14 protein-coding genes and 2 tRNA genes are annotated in these 15,307 nt (G+C 68.9%); 6 read left to right on the top strand and 10 right to left on the bottom strand.

Annotation, left to right across the window (positions count from 1 at the left end):
* Window positions 1-3: 3 nt before the first annotated feature.
* From O5O53_RS08280 to O5O53_RS08270, 3 genes are read right to left on the bottom strand one after another with little or no spacing between them, the layout of a single operon-like run.
* The gene (locus O5O53_RS08280; protein WP_269511244.1) at window positions 4-1,110 is read right to left on the bottom strand and encodes a glycosyltransferase family 2 protein; all 1,107 of its coding nucleotides are present in this window, start codon (window positions 1,108-1,110) and stop codon (window positions 4-6) included.
* Window positions 1,086-1,949 carry a glycosyltransferase family protein gene (locus tag O5O53_RS08275; protein WP_269511242.1) on the bottom strand — a complete coding sequence of 288 codons (864 nt, stop codon included), beginning with the start codon at window positions 1,947-1,949 and terminating at the stop codon, window positions 1,086-1,088. Before O5O53_RS08275 ends, O5O53_RS08280 begins: the two co-directional genes overlap by 25 nt.
* Window positions 1,946-2,773, bottom strand: a complete 828-nt coding sequence (locus O5O53_RS08270) for a WcbI family polysaccharide biosynthesis putative acetyltransferase (RefSeq protein ID WP_269511240.1) — start codon at window positions 2,771-2,773, stop codon at window positions 1,946-1,948. The genes O5O53_RS08275 and O5O53_RS08270 overlap by 4 nt, the downstream gene beginning before the upstream one ends.
* Window positions 2,774-2,809: 36 nt before the next feature.
* Here O5O53_RS08270 and O5O53_RS08265 point away from each other — a divergent pair, with 36 nt between their 5' ends.
* The 4 genes from O5O53_RS08265 to O5O53_RS08250 are packed head-to-tail and all read left to right on the top strand — an operon-like array spanning window position 2,810 to window position 7,377.
* Window positions 2,810-3,730, top strand: a complete 921-nt coding sequence (locus tag O5O53_RS08265) for a glycosyltransferase family 4 protein (protein ID WP_269511237.1) — start codon at window positions 2,810-2,812, stop codon at window positions 3,728-3,730.
* Window positions 3,727-4,842 (top strand): glycosyltransferase, encoded by a 1,116-nt coding sequence (locus O5O53_RS08260; protein WP_269511234.1) that lies wholly within the window; start codon window positions 3,727-3,729, stop codon window positions 4,840-4,842. Before O5O53_RS08265 ends, O5O53_RS08260 begins: the two co-directional genes overlap by 4 nt.
* On the top strand, window positions 4,839-6,614 hold the full coding sequence (locus tag O5O53_RS08255) for a glycosyltransferase (protein ID WP_269511231.1): 1,776 nt from the start codon (window positions 4,839-4,841) through the stop codon (window positions 6,612-6,614). The genes O5O53_RS08260 and O5O53_RS08255 overlap by 4 nt, the downstream gene beginning before the upstream one ends.
* Entirely contained in the window at window positions 6,583-7,377 is a 795-nt protein-coding gene (locus O5O53_RS08250) for an N-formylglutamate amidohydrolase (protein WP_269511228.1), read from the top strand. The genes O5O53_RS08255 and O5O53_RS08250 overlap by 32 nt, the downstream gene beginning before the upstream one ends.
* Window positions 7,378-7,383: 6 nt before the next feature.
* Here the strand turns inward: O5O53_RS08250 and O5O53_RS08245 are convergent, their stop codons facing one another.
* From O5O53_RS08245 to O5O53_RS08215, 7 genes are all read right to left on the bottom strand, one after another.
* On the bottom strand, window positions 7,384-8,652 hold the full coding sequence (locus O5O53_RS08245; RefSeq protein WP_239306214.1) for a Dyp-type peroxidase: 1,269 nt from the start codon (window positions 8,650-8,652) through the stop codon (window positions 7,384-7,386).
* Complete coding sequence (gene efeO / locus O5O53_RS08240; protein WP_239306215.1) at window positions 8,652-9,902, bottom strand: iron uptake system protein EfeO; 1,251 nt, start codon at window positions 9,900-9,902, stop codon at window positions 8,652-8,654. The genes O5O53_RS08245 and efeO overlap by 1 nt, the downstream gene beginning before the upstream one ends.
* A complete protein-coding gene (locus tag O5O53_RS08235; RefSeq protein ID WP_269511225.1) occupies window positions 9,902-10,849 on the bottom strand; it encodes an FTR1 family iron permease in 948 nt (315 codons plus the stop codon). The genes efeO and O5O53_RS08235 overlap by 1 nt, the downstream gene beginning before the upstream one ends.
* Before the next feature lie 85 nt (window positions 10,850-10,934).
* Entirely contained in the window at window positions 10,935-12,347 is a 1,413-nt protein-coding gene (locus O5O53_RS08230) for a cytochrome b/b6 domain-containing protein (protein ID WP_239306217.1), read from the bottom strand.
* A complete protein-coding gene (locus O5O53_RS08225) occupies window positions 12,347-13,276 on the bottom strand; it encodes an electron transfer flavoprotein subunit alpha/FixB family protein (RefSeq protein ID WP_269511222.1) in 930 nt (309 codons plus the stop codon). Before O5O53_RS08225 ends, O5O53_RS08230 begins: the two co-directional genes overlap by 1 nt.
* A 9-nt stretch (window positions 13,277-13,285) precedes the next feature.
* Window positions 13,286-14,059 carry an electron transfer flavoprotein subunit beta/FixA family protein gene (locus O5O53_RS08220; protein ID WP_269511219.1) on the bottom strand — a complete coding sequence of 258 codons (774 nt, stop codon included), beginning with the start codon at window positions 14,057-14,059 and terminating at the stop codon, window positions 13,286-13,288.
* A gap of 60 nt (window positions 14,060-14,119) precedes the next feature.
* Complete coding sequence (locus tag O5O53_RS08215; protein WP_269511216.1) at window positions 14,120-14,917, bottom strand: DUF1542 domain-containing protein; 798 nt, start codon at window positions 14,915-14,917, stop codon at window positions 14,120-14,122.
* An 85-nt stretch (window positions 14,918-15,002) separates the two neighbouring features.
* Here O5O53_RS08215 and O5O53_RS08210 point away from each other — a divergent pair.
* Together O5O53_RS08210 and O5O53_RS08205 are read left to right on the top strand one after the other, a co-directional pair.
* Window positions 15,003-15,077, top strand: a tRNA-Gly gene (locus O5O53_RS08210).
* Between the two features lie 138 nt (window positions 15,078-15,215).
* Window positions 15,216-15,292: transfer RNA gene (locus O5O53_RS08205), tRNA-Pro, on the top strand.
* Window positions 15,293-15,307: the final 15 nt, after the last annotated feature.

Raw genomic sequence — 15,307 nt, 5'->3', positions numbered from 1 at the left:
GCGTCACCAGCCCGCGAAGTAGCGCTCCAGCTGCAGCGGGCCTGCCACCGGCGTGAGCCCGAAGTCTTCGGGGTGCGCGGTGGCCGGCTCCATTTCCAGCGCGGCGGCGCGCTTCGTGCGCACCACCGTGCCGTCGGGGGAGAGCACGTACTCCACCGCCAAAAGCGCGCCCATATCCTGCGGCGCCCAGCCCGCGCCGACGGCGATGCTCACCCGCGCGTCGACCTCCGCCGTGCCCACCCGCGGGTCGTGCGCGAACAGCGCCGGCACCTCCGCGACGCGCACGTACGCGCCGACCTTCAGCCACTCCGCGATGACGAAGTCGCGCACCCCCTCGCCGTCGAGCTCCGGGACCTCCACCTGCATGTCGAAGGTGTCGAAGATGACCCCGTCCGGCCGCGCCAACGGGTGGGTCACGCGCCGGGCCAGGGCGAGCGATTCGGCGTTTTTGACGGCGGTGGCGACGGCCGGGTCGTCGTAACGCTGCCCAAAGTCCTCCTCCGCGTGGTGCGCGACGGCCGCCGGCTCGTGCACGAAGCTCGCGCCCGCGTTCCAGGCGCGGAAGCCGAACTCCCAGTCTTCGCCGCCGTAGCCGACGAGCGTGCCGTCGAAGCCGCCGACCTCGTCGAAGAACTCGCGCGAGCACGTCAGCACCGCCGAGATGATGTAGCGCCAGGAGCTGTGGTCGGTGTTGCGGAGGTTGGCGGTGGCGGACCAGGCGTCGATAAGCCATTGCGGCTCTTTATCATCGGCGCCGGTGCGGCGCGCGCCGACGACCACCGCCCGCGCATCGCCCACGACGTGCGGCACCACCGCGGAGAGGTAGCCGGGCTCGGGCACGGTGTCGGCGTCGAGAAACGCGAGCACCTCGCCGCGCGCCGCGTCCGCGCCGAGGTTGCGCGCCGCGGCCGCCCTGAAGCCCTTGTCCTCCTGCCACACCACGCGCGCGCCCTCGATCGCGGGTGGTTCGGCGGAGCCGTCGTCGGCCACGACGATCTCCACCTCGCCCGCGTAGTCTTGCGCGCGCACCGCCGCGACGACCCGCTCGAGCGCTTCCGCGTCGTTGTAGTGCGGGATGACCACGCTCACATCAGGCCAGCTAAACGCCATGTTTCCTCCCACAATTCGGCGACCTCGGCCCACCCGTAGCGCGGCGGTTCGAGCTGCTCAGGCACATGCTTTGCGACGGCCTCCCGCCAGCCCCCGTCAGCCACCAGCGTCACGCGCCCGGGCAGCCACGCGTCGATCTCGCGGGCGTAGGCGGAGTCGCGCACCAGCACGGTCCGGCCCGCGCCCAGCCACGCCATGAGTGAACCGGAGGCAGAGAAGTGGCGGTGCGGGCACACCGGCACCGCGATGCGGCCAATTTCGCGGGCGAGTTGGGCGTCGGAAAGCCAGCCCGTGATTTCGGCGTCGAGGTTTTCGGCCCATTTTTCGTGGCCGGTTGAGACCGCGCCGAGGAAGCGCAGGCGGTGGTCCGGGAGTGCCTCGATGAGGTCCTCGTGGCCCTTGCCGGGGTAGAGAAAGCCCAGCACGCCGACGCTGCCCGGCTCGGGGTCGAAGGGCGAGTCGATGACCGGGATGGGCAGGCGGATCACGGTTGTCGCGGCGTCGAAAAACGAGGCTTCGTGGTTGGAGTTCACCACCGCGACGTCCGCCTTCTCCACGAGCTCGCGGTAGACCCCGGCGCGACGTGCGTAGCGCTCGGCGCCCTCCTCGGGCTGGGGGATGTCGTGCAGGCTCACGGACAGCGGGCCGTCGATGCGCGCCAAAAGGCGCTCGGCCGTGTCGCCGAAGAGGTGGTCGGTGAACGTGACGTGGACGGGGCCATTCAGCGGCGCGTCGCCGAACGTCTCCTCCCGGATGACCTCGGCGCCCGTCGCGCGGGCGAGCCCGAGGGCGTACTCGGTCACCCCGTGGCCCGCGGGGCCGACGATGAGATGTTTCATTGCACCAACCCTAGATTCGCAATGCGCTCCGCGTGGCGCTGCAACCCATGAGCGACCAGCGCCGGACGCTCACGGTAGAACTCCAGCTGCGCGGCGCGGATCTCGTCGGCGTCGATGGCCCCGGCGCCACGCTCGCGCCACTCCTCGCGGCCTGCGACGGAAACGCCGAGGGCGTCGGCGGCCGCGGCGTCGATAGGCGCATCCAGCCCGCCGAGCATTTCGTAGTCGGGGGCCACGGGCGCGTCGGAAAGCCCCAGCGCCTCCAGCACGCGCGACGCCATGAACGCCAGCGTCGCGTTGTCGGGGTGGTTGACGGTGTGCCACACCGGGGTGGTCTCCAGGTAGTCCGACACCACAACCGCGCCGTGGGCCTGCTCGCGCAGCCGCATCTGCTCGACGGACATGGCGGCGGCGCGGCGCAACGCATCCGGCGACGGCGCAGCGGCCCCCGCATACCCCGCCGCCGCGGCCAAGGTGCGCAGGTCGTGGTACGGCACTACCGGCGGGTTCAACGACGGATCATCCGGGTCGCGGATGATGGCCTGGTACGGCATGAGCCCGTCGAAACGCAGCACCGGCACAACCACGCGCCGCGCCGACGTTTGCAGCTGCCGGGTGCCCACGGGCAGGCCGCGGTAGTTGTCGCGGATCGGCTGCGTCACCAGCACGTCGGCGCGGGCCACCAGATCCAAAAACCACCCCATGTCCGCCGCTTCAAGCTCGTGGACTGGGGCGATGCGCTCGCCGGTGAAGTGTCCGGTGGACATTAAAAGCTTGCGGGTGGACTCCGCCTGGCAGTTCCCAACGACGACGAGCAACGGCATGCCAACACCGTATGCGAAAACCTTTATATTAGTGGGGTGCGCGTTCTGTCTATCCCCTCCGGCCACCCGTACACGCAGGCTATCCGCCCTGCTGGCGTGGAGTTCTTGCCGGACCCGGACATCGACGGCAACTGGTGGCCGCACCCCGCCTTCGAGGCCGAGTTTTGGCGTGACCCGCCCGCCGTGGACCTGGTGCACATCCACTTCGGCTTCGAGCACCGCACGCCCGCGCAGATCGCGGAGCTTTGCCGCGCGCTGCCGGTGCCGCTGGTGCTCACCGTCCACGACTTGGACAACCCGCACCTCGTCGATCAGACCGAGCACCACGAGCGGTTGCAATTGCTTATCGACGAAGCATCCGCCCTCATCACCCTCACCGACCAAGCCGCCGAGATTCTTACCCGCGACTTCGGCGCGACGGACGTGCGGGTGGTGCCGCACCCGCGGATCGTCGAGAACCCGGTGAAGGTGGAGCCGGGGGATCGCGCGGCGGTGTTTTTGAAGTCGGTGCGCTCCAACGTGGTGTCGGACGCGCAGTTCTACCGCGATATCGCGGCGCAGGTGCCGTTGGATGTGTATGTGCATGGGGGAGCGGAGCTTTCGTCGATAGGCACTGTGGTGCACGAGCCCATGACTGACGACGAGCTGCACGCCGCCGTCGGCCGCGCCGGAGTGTGCATTTTGCCGTACACGCGCGGGACACACTCGGGGTGGCTGGAAATGTGCCGCGACCTGGGTGTTCCCGTGGCGGTGCCGGACTGCGGGTGCTACGCCGGGCAGGCCGACACCCCGGAGGCGGTGGAGATGTACCGCACCGGCGACGGGCGCGCGGCCGGCGAGGCTGCGGCGCGGCTGCTCGCGCGCGGGCCGGTGCCGTACGCCGGCGACCGCGCGCGGCAGCTGGACGAGGTGCGCCGCGCGCACGAGGAGATCTACAGGAAAGTGGTGAGCGAGTGACCGTTGCCGCGAAACCCGCGCCGCACGCCGCGCGCACCGGCAAACTGCGCATCGCGCTGGTCGGGCCCGCGCGCTACCCCGTGCGCGAGCCGTACGCCGGCGGGCTGGAGGCGTTTTGCCACACCATGGTCGCAGCTCTTCGCGACCTCGGCCACGACGTGGACTTCTTCGCCGCAGAAGGCTCCGACGGCAACGACAAAACACTCGAGCTGCCCGGGGTGGACTGGGGCTCCCACGCCGCCGAGGCCACCGACACCACCTACCCGGAAGGCGGGCGCGAGCGGGAGAACGCCGCGTTTGTGCAGCTGCGCCGCCTGCTGGTCGCGCGCGGCTACGACGTGGTGCACAACAACAGCCTCAACCCATACATCTTCCCCTCGGCCGCGTCGCCGGAGCCGCTGCCGATGCTGACCACGCTGCACACCCCGATGGTCGAGGAGATCCAGGCCGCCATCACGGCCGCTGGCCTGCGCGCCGGGCGTTTCGCCGCCGTCAGCCGCACCACCGCGCGCGACTGGCGCCTGCCCAGTGAGCCGGTGATCATCCCCAACGGCGTCAACGTGGACCTCTGGCGCCCCGGCGACGGCGGCGGCACCGCGGTGTGGTTCGGCCGCCTCGTGCCGGAAAAGGGCGCGCATCTGGCTATCGACGCCTGCAGCAAAGCCGGCATCCCCCTCGTCTTGGCGGGTCGCAACGGCGACCACCACTACTTCCGCGACGAAATCGAGCCGCGCCTCGGGCACGACGCGCAGTGGATCGGCGAGCTCTCCCACGCGGAACTGCGGCGCCTGGTCGCCGGGTGCAGCGTCGCGGTGGTCAGCCCGCGGTGGGAGGAACCGTTCGGGCTCGTCGCGTTCGAGGCGATGGCGTGCGGAACCCCCGTTGCGGCGTTTCGCCGCGGCGGCATGGGCGAGCTGCTGCGCGACGCCCCGGCCGCCCTGGCACCTGCCGACGACGTCGACGCGCTCGCCGCCGCGATCGACCAGGCGCGTGGGATTGAGAGGGACGTGGTGCGCCGTTGGGTCGTCGAGAGGCATTCGCTTTCCCAAACCGCGAAGCACTACACCGACATCTTCCGCCAGGTGGCGGCGTTTGGAAAGGTAGGAAAATGATCGGGATCTACGCCCACCACCACGGCTCCGGGCACCTGCACCGCTGCCGCGCCATCCAGCGCGAACTGCGCGCGATGGGCCGCGAGGCGCAGATCCTCTCCTCGGCAGGCGGGGACGTTGCACTTCTCGACGACGCCAGCGCCGGCCCACGCGAACTGCGCTCCGGCCGCGCGATGACCGCCGGGGGCACGCTGCACTACGCGCCGTACGGGGCGCCGCAGATCGCATCGAGGTTCGCGCAGATCGCCGACTGGGTGGCCGAGAACCAGCCCGAGGCGTTCTACGTGGACGTGTCCAACGAGGTCGCCGCGTTCGTGCGGCTGATGGGTGTGCCGGTGGTGGTGCACGCGATGCCGGGCTACCGCGGCGACGCCCCGCACCAGCTCGCCTACGCCCAAGCCGACGCGATCGTGGCGGCGTGGCCGGACTGGGTCGAGGTGCCCGACCACCTGCGCGCGCACGCCGACCGGCTGCACGCCGTCGGCGGGATCTCGCGGCTTAGCCCGCGCGAGGGTGTGAAGCGCGACCCGAACCACGTGGTGGTGATGGCGGGTCTGGGCGGCTCGACGTGGTCGCCGGCCGATTGGGAGGCGGTGCAGGCAGCCTGCCCCGAGTACCGGTTCACCTTTTTGGGCGGCGACAACCACGTCGACGACCCGACGGAGCTGCTGCAGTCCGCAGGCATCGCCGTGACCGCCGGCGGGCAGAACTCCGTGGCGGACCTGGCAGCCACCGACACCCCGGCGGTGATCCTGCCGCAGCCGCGCCCCTTCACCGAACAAAAGGCGGGCGCGAAAGCACTCGAAGGCCTAGCGACGGTCCGAAACGCCTTCCCCGCCGCAGAAGAATGGCCCGAACTGCTGCGCCGCCGCGACACCGACTGGGCGCGCTGGCAGGCAGACGGCGCGGCGCGCCGGGCCGCCGAGGTCATCGCCGGCGTGGCAGAGGACCCCGGCCAGCCGGCGACCTGCGTGATCACGCTCGCCGACGCGAACCGGCGCGACCACCTGACCCACCAGGTCAACCTCATGCCGATGGGCGTCGACCACGTCACCGTCGCGCTCGCCGATGCGGACGTGCTGGCCAAGGCGGTGCCGAAAAGCCACGTGGTGGCAGGACCGCGGAATCTCGCTGCCGCCCGCAACCTGGGCGCGCAGGTGGCCATCGAACGCGGCGCCGAGGTGCTCGTGTTCCTGGACGCGGACTGCCTGGCCTCCGACGCGCTGGTCCCGCGCTACGTCGCGGCGCTTACGCGACGCCCCGACGCTGTCGCCGCCGGCCCGGTGACCTACATGAAGCCAGGCGAGCTGCGCGTCACCGACCCCGACCCGCACCCCGCCCGACCCAACCCAGCCGACGGCGAGCTCGTCGACGCCGACAACTACAACCTGTTCTGGTCCCTCTCCTTCGCCCTTACCGCGAAGACGTGGGCGCGCATCGAGCACGACTTCGGCGGCTTCGACCCCACGTTTGAAGGCTACGGCGGGGAAGACACCGACTTCGCCCGCGAGCTCCAGCGCCACCGCATCCCGCTGATCTGGGTCGGCGGGGCCCACGCCTACCACCAGTGGCACCCCGTGTCCTCGCCGCCGTGGGAGCACATCGAGGACATCGTCGCCAACGCCAACCGGTTCCACGACAAATGGGGGACCTTCCCCATGGAAAGTTGGTTGGAGGCGTTCGAGGCCGAAGGTGCCGTCGAGAAGCAAGAAGCCCCTGAGCGCTATATCCTGCGGAACTATGAACTTCACCATCCACGAAGGAAGCACTGACTGCCCAGTGATCGTGCACGTGCCGCACGCGTCGCGCGAAATCCCGGCCGAGGTTGCCGCTGATTTCATCGCCACCGACGACCAAATTGCGCGCGAGCTCGACCGCGTCACCGACGACCACACCGACACCCTCGCCGCGGCCGCCGCCGAGCAATCCGGCTGCGCGCCGTGGATGATCGTGAACAACCTCTCCCGCCTGGTCGCCGACCCGGGGCGGTTTTCCAACGAACGCGAATCCATGGACTCGACTGGACGCGGCGCCATCTTCCTCAAACTCGGCGACGGCAACCCGCTGCGGCCTTTGGACATGGACGTCGCCGACCTGAAGGCCGAGTACTACTTCCCGTACGCCGATGCGGTGTCCAAGCTGGTCTCCGGCCGCATCCAAGACTGTGGCTGCGCGGTGATCGTGGACGTGCACTCCTACAACAACCAGCCCGACGAATACCGCATCCACCCCGGCAAACTCCTCCCGGATGTGTGCATCGGTACTCACTCTGTGCACACACCCGCCGTGCTTGCCGACGAAGCCGACCGCACCTTCACCGCCGCCGGCTTCAACGTCGAGCGCAACACCCCGTTCGCCGGGGCGTACGTGCCGGTGGACTACGACAAGAACACCGCCGTGCTGGCCGTCATGTTCGAGGTGCGCAAGGACCTGCTCGAATCCGACGAGTCGCGGGTGCGCGTCGAGGCCGCGCTGGCCGAGGTGATCCGTAAAGCCGTGGAGATTTCGCGCACCGACATGGGCCGCCCGCTGTAGACGTCGTTAAGCAAACATGCCTTCGCCGATGTAGCCCTCGTCTCCCACGCCCGGCACGATGAGGTAGGTGCCGGTGTTGGTGGTTTTCAGGTACTCGGTGAACATCTCGTCGCGCGACATCGACTTGTGCACGCGCGCGAAACGCTCCGGCGTCTGCGTGAACGCGATGAAGAACAGACCCGCGTTCATGCGGCCCTGCTCGTTCGTGCCGTCGACGTAGTTGAAGGGGCGGCGCAGCATGCGGATGCCGTCGTTTTGCGCCGGGTGCACGTTGAACAGGTGGGACGCGCGGTCGATCTTCGGGTTGCCGCGCTCGTTGACCGCATCGAAATCGGGCTCGGTGAACTCGTCGCCGCCGGACAGCGGCGCGCCGACCGGCTTGTCGCGGCCGGTCACGCGCTCCTGCTCGCGCAGCTGCAGCGTGTCCCACACCTCGATGTTCATGGCGATGCGGCGCACCGTCATGTACGTCCCGCCCGCGGCCCACGGCTGCGAGCTGTCGGCGGGAATCCACACGTGCTTCGCCAACTCCGCGTCCTCGTCGGCGCGGATGTTGGCGGTGCCGTCCTTCTGGCCGAACAGGTTGCGCGGTGTCGGCTGCTCCGTCCCGGTTGCGCCCGCGCGCCCGAAGCCGAGCTGGGTCCAGCGCAGTGTCGCGGTGGGCACGGCGAGGCGGGTGAGGTTGCGAATCGCGTGGCTTGCCACCTGCGGGTCGTTCGCGCACGCCTGGATGCAGATGTCGCCCTCGGAGAACTCGGGGCGTAAAAAGTCGTTGGTCATCGTGGGCATCTCGGTGAACTCGGCGGGGAGTTTGCCGGCGGTGCCCAGCTGTTCGCGGAAGAAGGAGCGGCCGAAGCCGAAGGTCAGCGTGAGCCCGGAGGGGCCGTGGTCGACCGCCTCGCCCGAGTCGTCCGGCGGGAAGCTATCGCCGGTGCCGAACGCGCCCTTGGCCGAGACGTCGCCGCCGAGCGTGAGCCGGCGCGCCGCCGCGGTCCAGCGCTCGAGCAGGTCGATCACGTCCTCCCGATCCGCCTTCTCCGAAATGTCGAACGCCGCGAAGTGCAGGTTGTTCTGCATGGGCGTGATAATCCCGGCTTGGTGCTCGCCGGCAAAGTCCACGATGAGCTCTTCGCTTGACGACGAACCCCCGGCCCCACCCGCCGCATCATTGTTCTTCGCCCCGTCCTCGTTCGCGCACCCGGCGAGGGCGGCCGCGCTGGCCGCGCCCAGGGTGCCCAGGCCGCCGAGGGTGAGAAGCTGTCGCCGGCTGACCATTAGCCCAGCCCCAGTACGGTGCCGGTGAGCTGGGACAGCGGCTCGCGCAGCGCGTCGAGCGCCCGGGTCAGCTCCGCCTGCGCGGCCGCGTCGACGGTGTCGTAGGAGACGAACCCGGTCTCCAGCGAGCCGTACTCCTTGAGCATCTCCTCGACGTCGTCGTAGCGGTCGTTGATATCTTGGACCAGCTTGGCGCCGTTTTCCCCGCGGTCCGCGGCGATGGGGGCGACCAGGTCGAACGCGATGCGTGAGCCCTGGATGTTCGCCGCGAAGTCGTAGAGGTCGGTGTGGCTCCACCAGTCTTCCTCGCCGGTGACCTTGGTGGTGGCCACCTCCTCCAGAAGCGAGATCGCGCCGTTGGACACCGAGTCGATGGTCAGCTGTTGGTCCTCGGCGAAGTTTGGGTCGTTAACCGTGTCAAGCAGCTGGTTGACGTCGGCGACGAACAGCTCCGCGACCTGTGTGCGCTGGGCCGGGGTGGAGGGTTCCCAGTCCTGCCAGGCGTCGGCGCCGTCGGCATTCTTGGCGTCCTTTTCTGGCACCCACAGATCCTTTTCCATGCGGTGGAAGCCGCGCCACTGGTCGAAGGCGGGGTCTTCCGCCTTCAGCTCATCGGCTTCTGCGATGTAGTCCACCTCGCGGTAGTCAATCTTCGGGTCGAGGATGCCCAGCGCCTCCGCGATCGGCTCGATGCGCTCGTAGTGCACGCGCGTGGTGGGGTAGAGCTCGCGCGCCTTCTCGTCGTCGCCGGAGGCGTAGGCGGCGGCGAACTCCTCGGCGAGGGGGACGAACTCGGCCACTTCGTTCTTAGCAAAGTTGACGTAGGAGGCGACGGCGTCGTCGAAACGCTGCTGGTCCGACTCGTCGACGGCCACGGCCTCGCCGGTAACCGTGAACGCGCTTTGGCCGACGTTCGGCCCGCGCAGGCCCGGCTTGCAGGCGGTGAAGTAGTCGCCCGGCATGAGCGAGACCGTCAGGTCGGCCGTTTCGCCGGGGGCGATGTTCTCGCGCTCGGCGATGACGCGCAGGCCGTCGTTGGCGAGCAGGTAAAACTCCGTCACCTGGTTGCCGGTGTTGTTGATCTTGAACGTGCGCGCGCCGGATTCGGTGCTGTCGGTGCTCACGGCGCAGGTGTCGGCGTCGGAGGTGACCTCGATGCTGTCGGCGTTGGCGGCGTTTTCCACGCACGACGTGAGCGTCAGTGCCAGCGGCAGCGCGGCCACGGCGGCGAGGGTTCGGTGGTGTGACATTAGACTTCCTTTCCTACGAGAGCAGGGTGCGTATCGACGACCTCCGGCCGCCCCACCCCCTGATCCCGGCGAACGTGGTTGACAAAAATTGGGACAATGACCGCGATGTAGATGGCCCAGCCGATGACCTGCAGCCAACTCATCTTCGGCTCGAACCCGGTGAGCGCGTTGACCAAGGTGGCGATCGGCCCCGTGGGGTCGATGGCGTGCTCGAAATCGAATGCCCAACCGAAGGGGAACGACGCCATCCAGAACGGGTACGTCGCAAACCCCACGAGCACCTCCCCGGTGCGCGGGTGTGTCGGGGCGATCGGCGCGCCGGAGAACGGCCCCGGCAAGAACTGCGCCTCTTGAAGGTCGTGGATGGCGTAGGCGAGGATGCCCGCGGCCACGACGATGAGCAACGCCGAGGACACTTGCATGAACGTGCGCATGTTCATCTGCAGCGCACCCTTGTAGATGGCGTAGCCCATCACCAGCGCCACGCCGATACCGAGGAACGCCCCGATGACCGCCGCCGGCTGCACCACCCACCCCCACATGAGCAGCGTCAGCTCGAGACCCTCGCGCGCGACGGTGATGAACGCGAGCCAGAACATCGCCCTCGCGCCGGCTGCGACGGCGTCGCCCGTCTTGGCGTCGAGGACTTTGCGCACCATGCCGTCTTTGTTGGACATGGACAGCACCATGCCGGTGATCATGGCCACCGCAACCAGCGACAGTGTGCCGCCGATGGCCTCCTGGGCGCGGAAGCTTAAGCCGTAGCGGCCGAAGGTGAACAGGGCGCCGAGGACGACGCAGATGACCACCGCGAGCCCGACACCCCACCAGAGGCTGCGCCGGGCCCCGGCGGCATCGCGCCGGTCCAAGCCGGCGAGCAGGATGCCGACGATCAGCGAGGCCTCGAGGCCTTCACGCAGGCCGACCAGGAATGCGGCGAGGAACATAGACTTACGCTAAACCGCCGCGCGTGATTCAGGCAAGTCTTACCTAACTTAGGCTAGGCTGGCTACCCCGAAAAGGTGTGCCAGCCTAGCGGCGCGTCACCTTGCCCGTGGCCTGCGCCACCGGCGTGACCACAGAGGGTCGGGCCGCCCACCAGCCGGCGGCCGTCACCGCGACGGCGAGAAGGAAGAGGATGAGGCCGAGCCATCCGGAGGCGTCGTCACGCGCGGCAAACATGGCGTTGAGGTTGCCGCGCAACCCGGTTGCGGCGACCAAGAATACGTGCACGGCGACGAAGATGAGGAAGTAAACCATGGTGGGGAAGTGCACCGCCCGCGCCCACGACACCGGGACGGCCTTCCAGGAGGCGGGCCACATTCCGCTCATGCGGAAACCGGACGCGATGGCCAGCGGCGCCGCCACAAACACGGTGACAAAGTACGACAGCTCCTGCAGGGCGTTGTAGTACACCCACCCGTTCTCATCTGGCCAGTCCAGCGAGAGGTACTGCAACCCCGCGGACACCGCGTTGGGGAACACGTCCCAGCTGGTGGGCACGATGCGCATCCACTGCCCGGTGGCGAACAGCAGCACGAAGAACACGACGCCGAGCACGACCCAGGCGACGTCCAGCACCTGGTGCAGCCACAGTGTCACGGAGATCTTCTTGCCGCCCTTCTTGGGCTGCCAGTAGGCGTCGGGGCGTTTCTCGCGGCGAACGTCAAGGCCCGTTTTCACAATGAGGGCCATGAGGAACATGTTGAAGAAGTGGGCCCAGTTCAGCCACGCAGGGAAGCCCACGGGGGCATTATCCGGCAGCGGCTGGATGCCGTCGTAGCGCTCGATGAAACCGGCGCCGGTCTCGGTGCCGACAAACCAGCGAGCGCCGAAGACCGCCGCGGCGAGCAGCAGTAGCGCACCGATCGCCCATGGGAGCCATTGCCTTGCGACGCCCTCCGGTTTCCCCGCCGTCGCCGACGCGGGTGCCGGCTGCTGGGCCGGTTTCGGAACCGGTTTCGGGGCTGGCTCGGGGGCCGTCTTGGCGACAGCGTCGTCCACCACCGTCGCCGCCACAGGCGCAGCGGGTTCTGTTTCGGTTTCCGGATGCGGTTCGGGCTCAGCTTCCGGTGCCGGGGCGGCGACGCGCACGGTCCCGGCGGGCGGCCACGGGTCGCCGCCCTCGACGCGGGGCAGGCCGCGGCGCAGCGGCACCTCGACCGTGTGCGCCGACTCCGCGTCGTCAACGGCGGCGGGTTCTGCGGCGGCACCGGCGGGCACGGCAACCTTCACGGTGCCAGCGGGCGGCCAAGGCTCGCCGCCCGGCACGCGCGGCAGGCCGCGGCGCAGCGGCACCTCGACGGTGTCGTCGGAGACCGGCGCCGGCGCGGCCTCAACCTGCGCCGCCTCAACCGGCGCGTCGGCAACGTCGACGGTGCCGGCCGGCGGCCACGGCTCGCCGCCTGGCACTCGCGGCAGTCCTCGGCGGAGTTCTACCTGCATTACTTGCGCGCCTCAATCTCGGAGATGATGTCCGGCACCAGGTCGAACAGGTCGCCGATGATGCCGAAGTCGGCGATGTCGAAGATCGGGGCGTCCTCGTCGGAGTTGATCGCCACGATGGTGTCGGCGGTCTGCATACCCACCAGGTGCTGCACCGCGCCGGAGATGCCGACGCCGATGTAGAGCTTCGGACTGACCATCACGCCGGTCTGGCCGATCTGCGCCTCGTACGGTACCTGGCCTTCGTCAACGGCGGAGCGGGTGGCGCCGACGGCGGCACCCAGCGCGTCGGCAAGCCCGCCAACGAGGTCTTCGAACATGTCCTCGTCGCCCAAGGACACACCGCCTGCGACCACCTTGTCGGCGGTGAGCAGGTCGGGGCGGTCGGAGGTGCGCTCGACGGGGGTCACGGAGAGCACTTCTGCCTCTCGACGTCCCGTCGGCGCCACCTCCAACTCGCGCACCTCAGGCGTGGCCGCCTCCGCACGCGTTTCCACCGCACCCTTGCGCAGGGTGATCACCGGCGCGGAGTGCGTCGCCGCGGCAGAAGCGGTGTAGACGCCGCCGAAGTTCTGGTGCTCGGTGACAATGCCCTGGTCGTCGCGGCTCACAGACACCGCGTCGGTGAGTAGCGCCCTGCCTGTGCGTGCGGCGAACCGGCCGGCGGCTTCGCGCCCGCGCACGGTGTGGGCGAACAGGACGGCTGCTGGGAAGAGTTCGTCGAAGGCGGCGGTAGCTGCGTCGATAAGCGGGGCGTTGGACACCAGCACCACCGCGGCGCCGAGCGCACCCAACTCCTCTGCGTGCGCGCGGTCTGACGCCAGCACCACCGGGGTGCCGACGGCGGACGCGGCGCCGATGAGCTCGGCCGCAACGGGGCTGACCGAGCCGTCGAAGGAGCGGTCCGGGACAACAAGAATCTGGGTCATGGCTGCTCCTTAAATGAGGTTCTTGGATTCGAGGAAGTCCACCAGGCGGGCGGCGGCGGTGGAGTTCGCGTCGATGATCTCGCCGCGCTCGCGCTCCGGGCGGCGCTCGATGCTGGTCATGATGGCGCGCGGGTGCGTGAAATCCTCCGGGTCCACGCCGAGCTCGGCGAGGGTGACGGTGCGCAGCTCCTTCTTCTTCGCGGCCATCAGCCCCTTGAAGTTGGGGTAGCGCGGGTCCGCGAACTCGTCGGCGACGGACACCACGGCCGGCAGCTGCGCTTCGAGCTGGGCGGTGGCGGCGTCGGAGGCCTGGGTGGCGCGCACGGTCTCGCCCTCGAGCGTGAGCTCGGTGAGGTTGGTCAGCACCGGCCAGTCCAACAGCTCGGCCATGAAGGGGGCAACCACGCCGGTGCCGCCGTCGGAAGACTCGGCGCCCGCGATGACGAGGTCGTAGCCCTGCTTCTCGACGAGCTTCGCCAACACCTCACCAGTCAACGTCGCATCCGCGCCTGTGAGTGCGTCGTCGGAGACGATGTAGGCCTCGCTCGCGCCCATGGCGATGCCGCGGCGCACCGAATCGGCGGAGGACTCCGGGCCGACGCTTAAGATCTCGACCTCGATGTTTTCGCCGGCTTCGGCGATGCGCAGCGCGGCCTCGACGGCGCGCTCGCTGACCTCGTCGGCGACGACGTCGCCGGAGCGGTCCGTCAAACCCGTCTCCAGGTTCATTTCGCGGTCACTGTACGTGTCCGGCACTTCTTTCAGCAGCACAGCAATGCGCACGGCCACTCCTTGCTCTTGAGCTTTCTGGGGTTCGCGATCGCTGTGCAGTGTAACGCACGGCTAAAAGTCGAATCCCCCGAAGTCGAAGCCGCCGCCGTCGCCGAACCCGCCGAAGTCCCCGAAGTCGCCGCCGGCATCGCCCATGTCACCCATGTCACCCATCTCGCCGGCGCCGTCCATGCCTTCGCCGAGCCCGCCGGCCTCAAACGCCTCTGCAGACGCCACGCCGGACATCCCCGCGAACATCGCGGAGTAGAACATCATGGAGCTCGCCGCCCACACGCCGGTCATCATCGCCGGGCCCCACCACGCGGTGGAGTACCAGCCGGCCGGCACCGGGCGGCCCGCGACGGCGCCGCCGGGGTAGTAGTGCGGCGTCTGCGTGGTGGCGTGCGGCGACGCCATGACCTGCGTGCCGTCCTCCTGCGTGACGGTGCGCTGCTCGGTCACGCGCCCTGCCTGGCGCTGGCCCTCCAGCTCCGGCAGCTGCGGGCCGGCGGGCAGCCCCATGATCTCGCGGGCCGCGTTAACGTAGTGCAGGCCCTCCAGCGCGGACTCGCGCGCGAGCATCGCCTGCTTGACAGAACGCGCCTCGCTCAGCCCGGCGGATGCCGCGTTGAAGCGCTCGGAGGCGTCGGCCATCGCCTGCTGTGACGCAGTGTCGTTGCCGGAGAGGTTCAGCACCTGCGAGCCCAAGCGGTCGGTCCACCGCTTAGCGTCGGCGTACGCGTCGTCGAAAGACAGCTGCTGCTGCCTTGCCACCTGGCGCCGCGACTGTGGCATCTGCCGCTGCCCGCTCATGTTCGGCAACATCACCAACGCGCCGACCATCAAGAAAATGAGCAACAGGGTGAACATGACTCCTCCTAAAATTTCGTTCGTGTTTGGTTCAACGCATACGCCTGCGCTAAAGTTCCGCACAGCGCTGCAGATTTCGGCGCTTGGGAATGTCGTATAGTGGCTAATACCTCAGCCTTCCAAGCTGAAGACGCGGGTTCGATTCCCGTCATTCCCTCCACACATGACACCGGTTCCGGTTGCGGGGCCGGTGTTTTTGTGCCCTCAATGCGGACGGTGATTGAAGCACCGCTACAATGACTGTTCTGAACTACACACGTTCAACGAATGTGGTTCATACCGTGCGGTTTTACCGCAACGGGGCGTGGCGCAGCTTGGTAGCGCACCTGCTTTGGGAGCAGGGGGTCGCAGGTTCAAATCCTGTCGCCCCGACCAAGGCGGGCCCGTGGT

Origin of the sequence: Corynebacterium faecium (assembly GCF_027257105.1) — a bacterium.
GTDB classification, from domain to species: domain Bacteria; phylum Actinomycetota; class Actinomycetes; order Mycobacteriales; family Mycobacteriaceae; genus Corynebacterium; species Corynebacterium lehmanniae.
This window is presented reverse-complemented; position numbering and strand designations above follow the sequence as displayed.

What these genes read in the sequence shown, in the direction of transcription:
- O5O53_RS08280 (WP_269511244.1), bottom strand. Translation starts at nt 1,110, where the DNA reads ATGGCGTTTAGCTGGCCTGATGTGAGCGTGGTCATCCCGCACTACAAC.
- O5O53_RS08275 (WP_269511242.1), bottom strand. Translation starts at nt 1,949, where the DNA reads ATGAAACATCTCATCGTCGGCCCCGCGGGCCACGGGGTGACCGAGTAC.
- O5O53_RS08270 (WP_269511240.1), bottom strand. Translation starts at nt 2,773, where the DNA reads ATGCCGTTGCTCGTCGTCGTTGGGAACTGCCAGGCGGAGTCCACCCGC.
- O5O53_RS08255 (WP_269511231.1), top strand. Translation starts at nt 4,839, where the DNA reads ATGATCGGGATCTACGCCCACCACCACGGCTCCGGGCACCTGCACCGC.
- O5O53_RS08250 (WP_269511228.1), top strand. Translation starts at nt 6,583, where the DNA reads ATGAACTTCACCATCCACGAAGGAAGCACTGACTGCCCAGTGATCGTG.
- O5O53_RS08245 (WP_239306214.1), bottom strand. Translation starts at nt 8,652, where the DNA reads ATGGTCAGCCGGCGACAGCTTCTCACCCTCGGCGGCCTGGGCACCCTG.
- efeO (WP_239306215.1), bottom strand. Translation starts at nt 9,902, where the DNA reads ATGTCACACCACCGAACCCTCGCCGCCGTGGCCGCGCTGCCGCTGGCA.
- O5O53_RS08235 (WP_269511225.1), bottom strand. Translation starts at nt 10,849, where the DNA reads ATGTTCCTCGCCGCATTCCTGGTCGGCCTGCGTGAAGGCCTCGAGGCC.
- O5O53_RS08230 (WP_239306217.1), bottom strand. Translation starts at nt 12,347, where the DNA reads ATGCAGGTAGAACTCCGCCGAGGACTGCCGCGAGTGCCAGGCGGCGAG.
- O5O53_RS08225 (WP_269511222.1), bottom strand. Translation starts at nt 13,276, where the DNA reads ATGACCCAGATTCTTGTTGTCCCGGACCGCTCCTTCGACGGCTCGGTC.
- O5O53_RS08215 (WP_269511216.1), bottom strand. Translation starts at nt 14,917, where the DNA reads ATGTTCACCCTGTTGCTCATTTTCTTGATGGTCGGCGCGTTGGTGATG.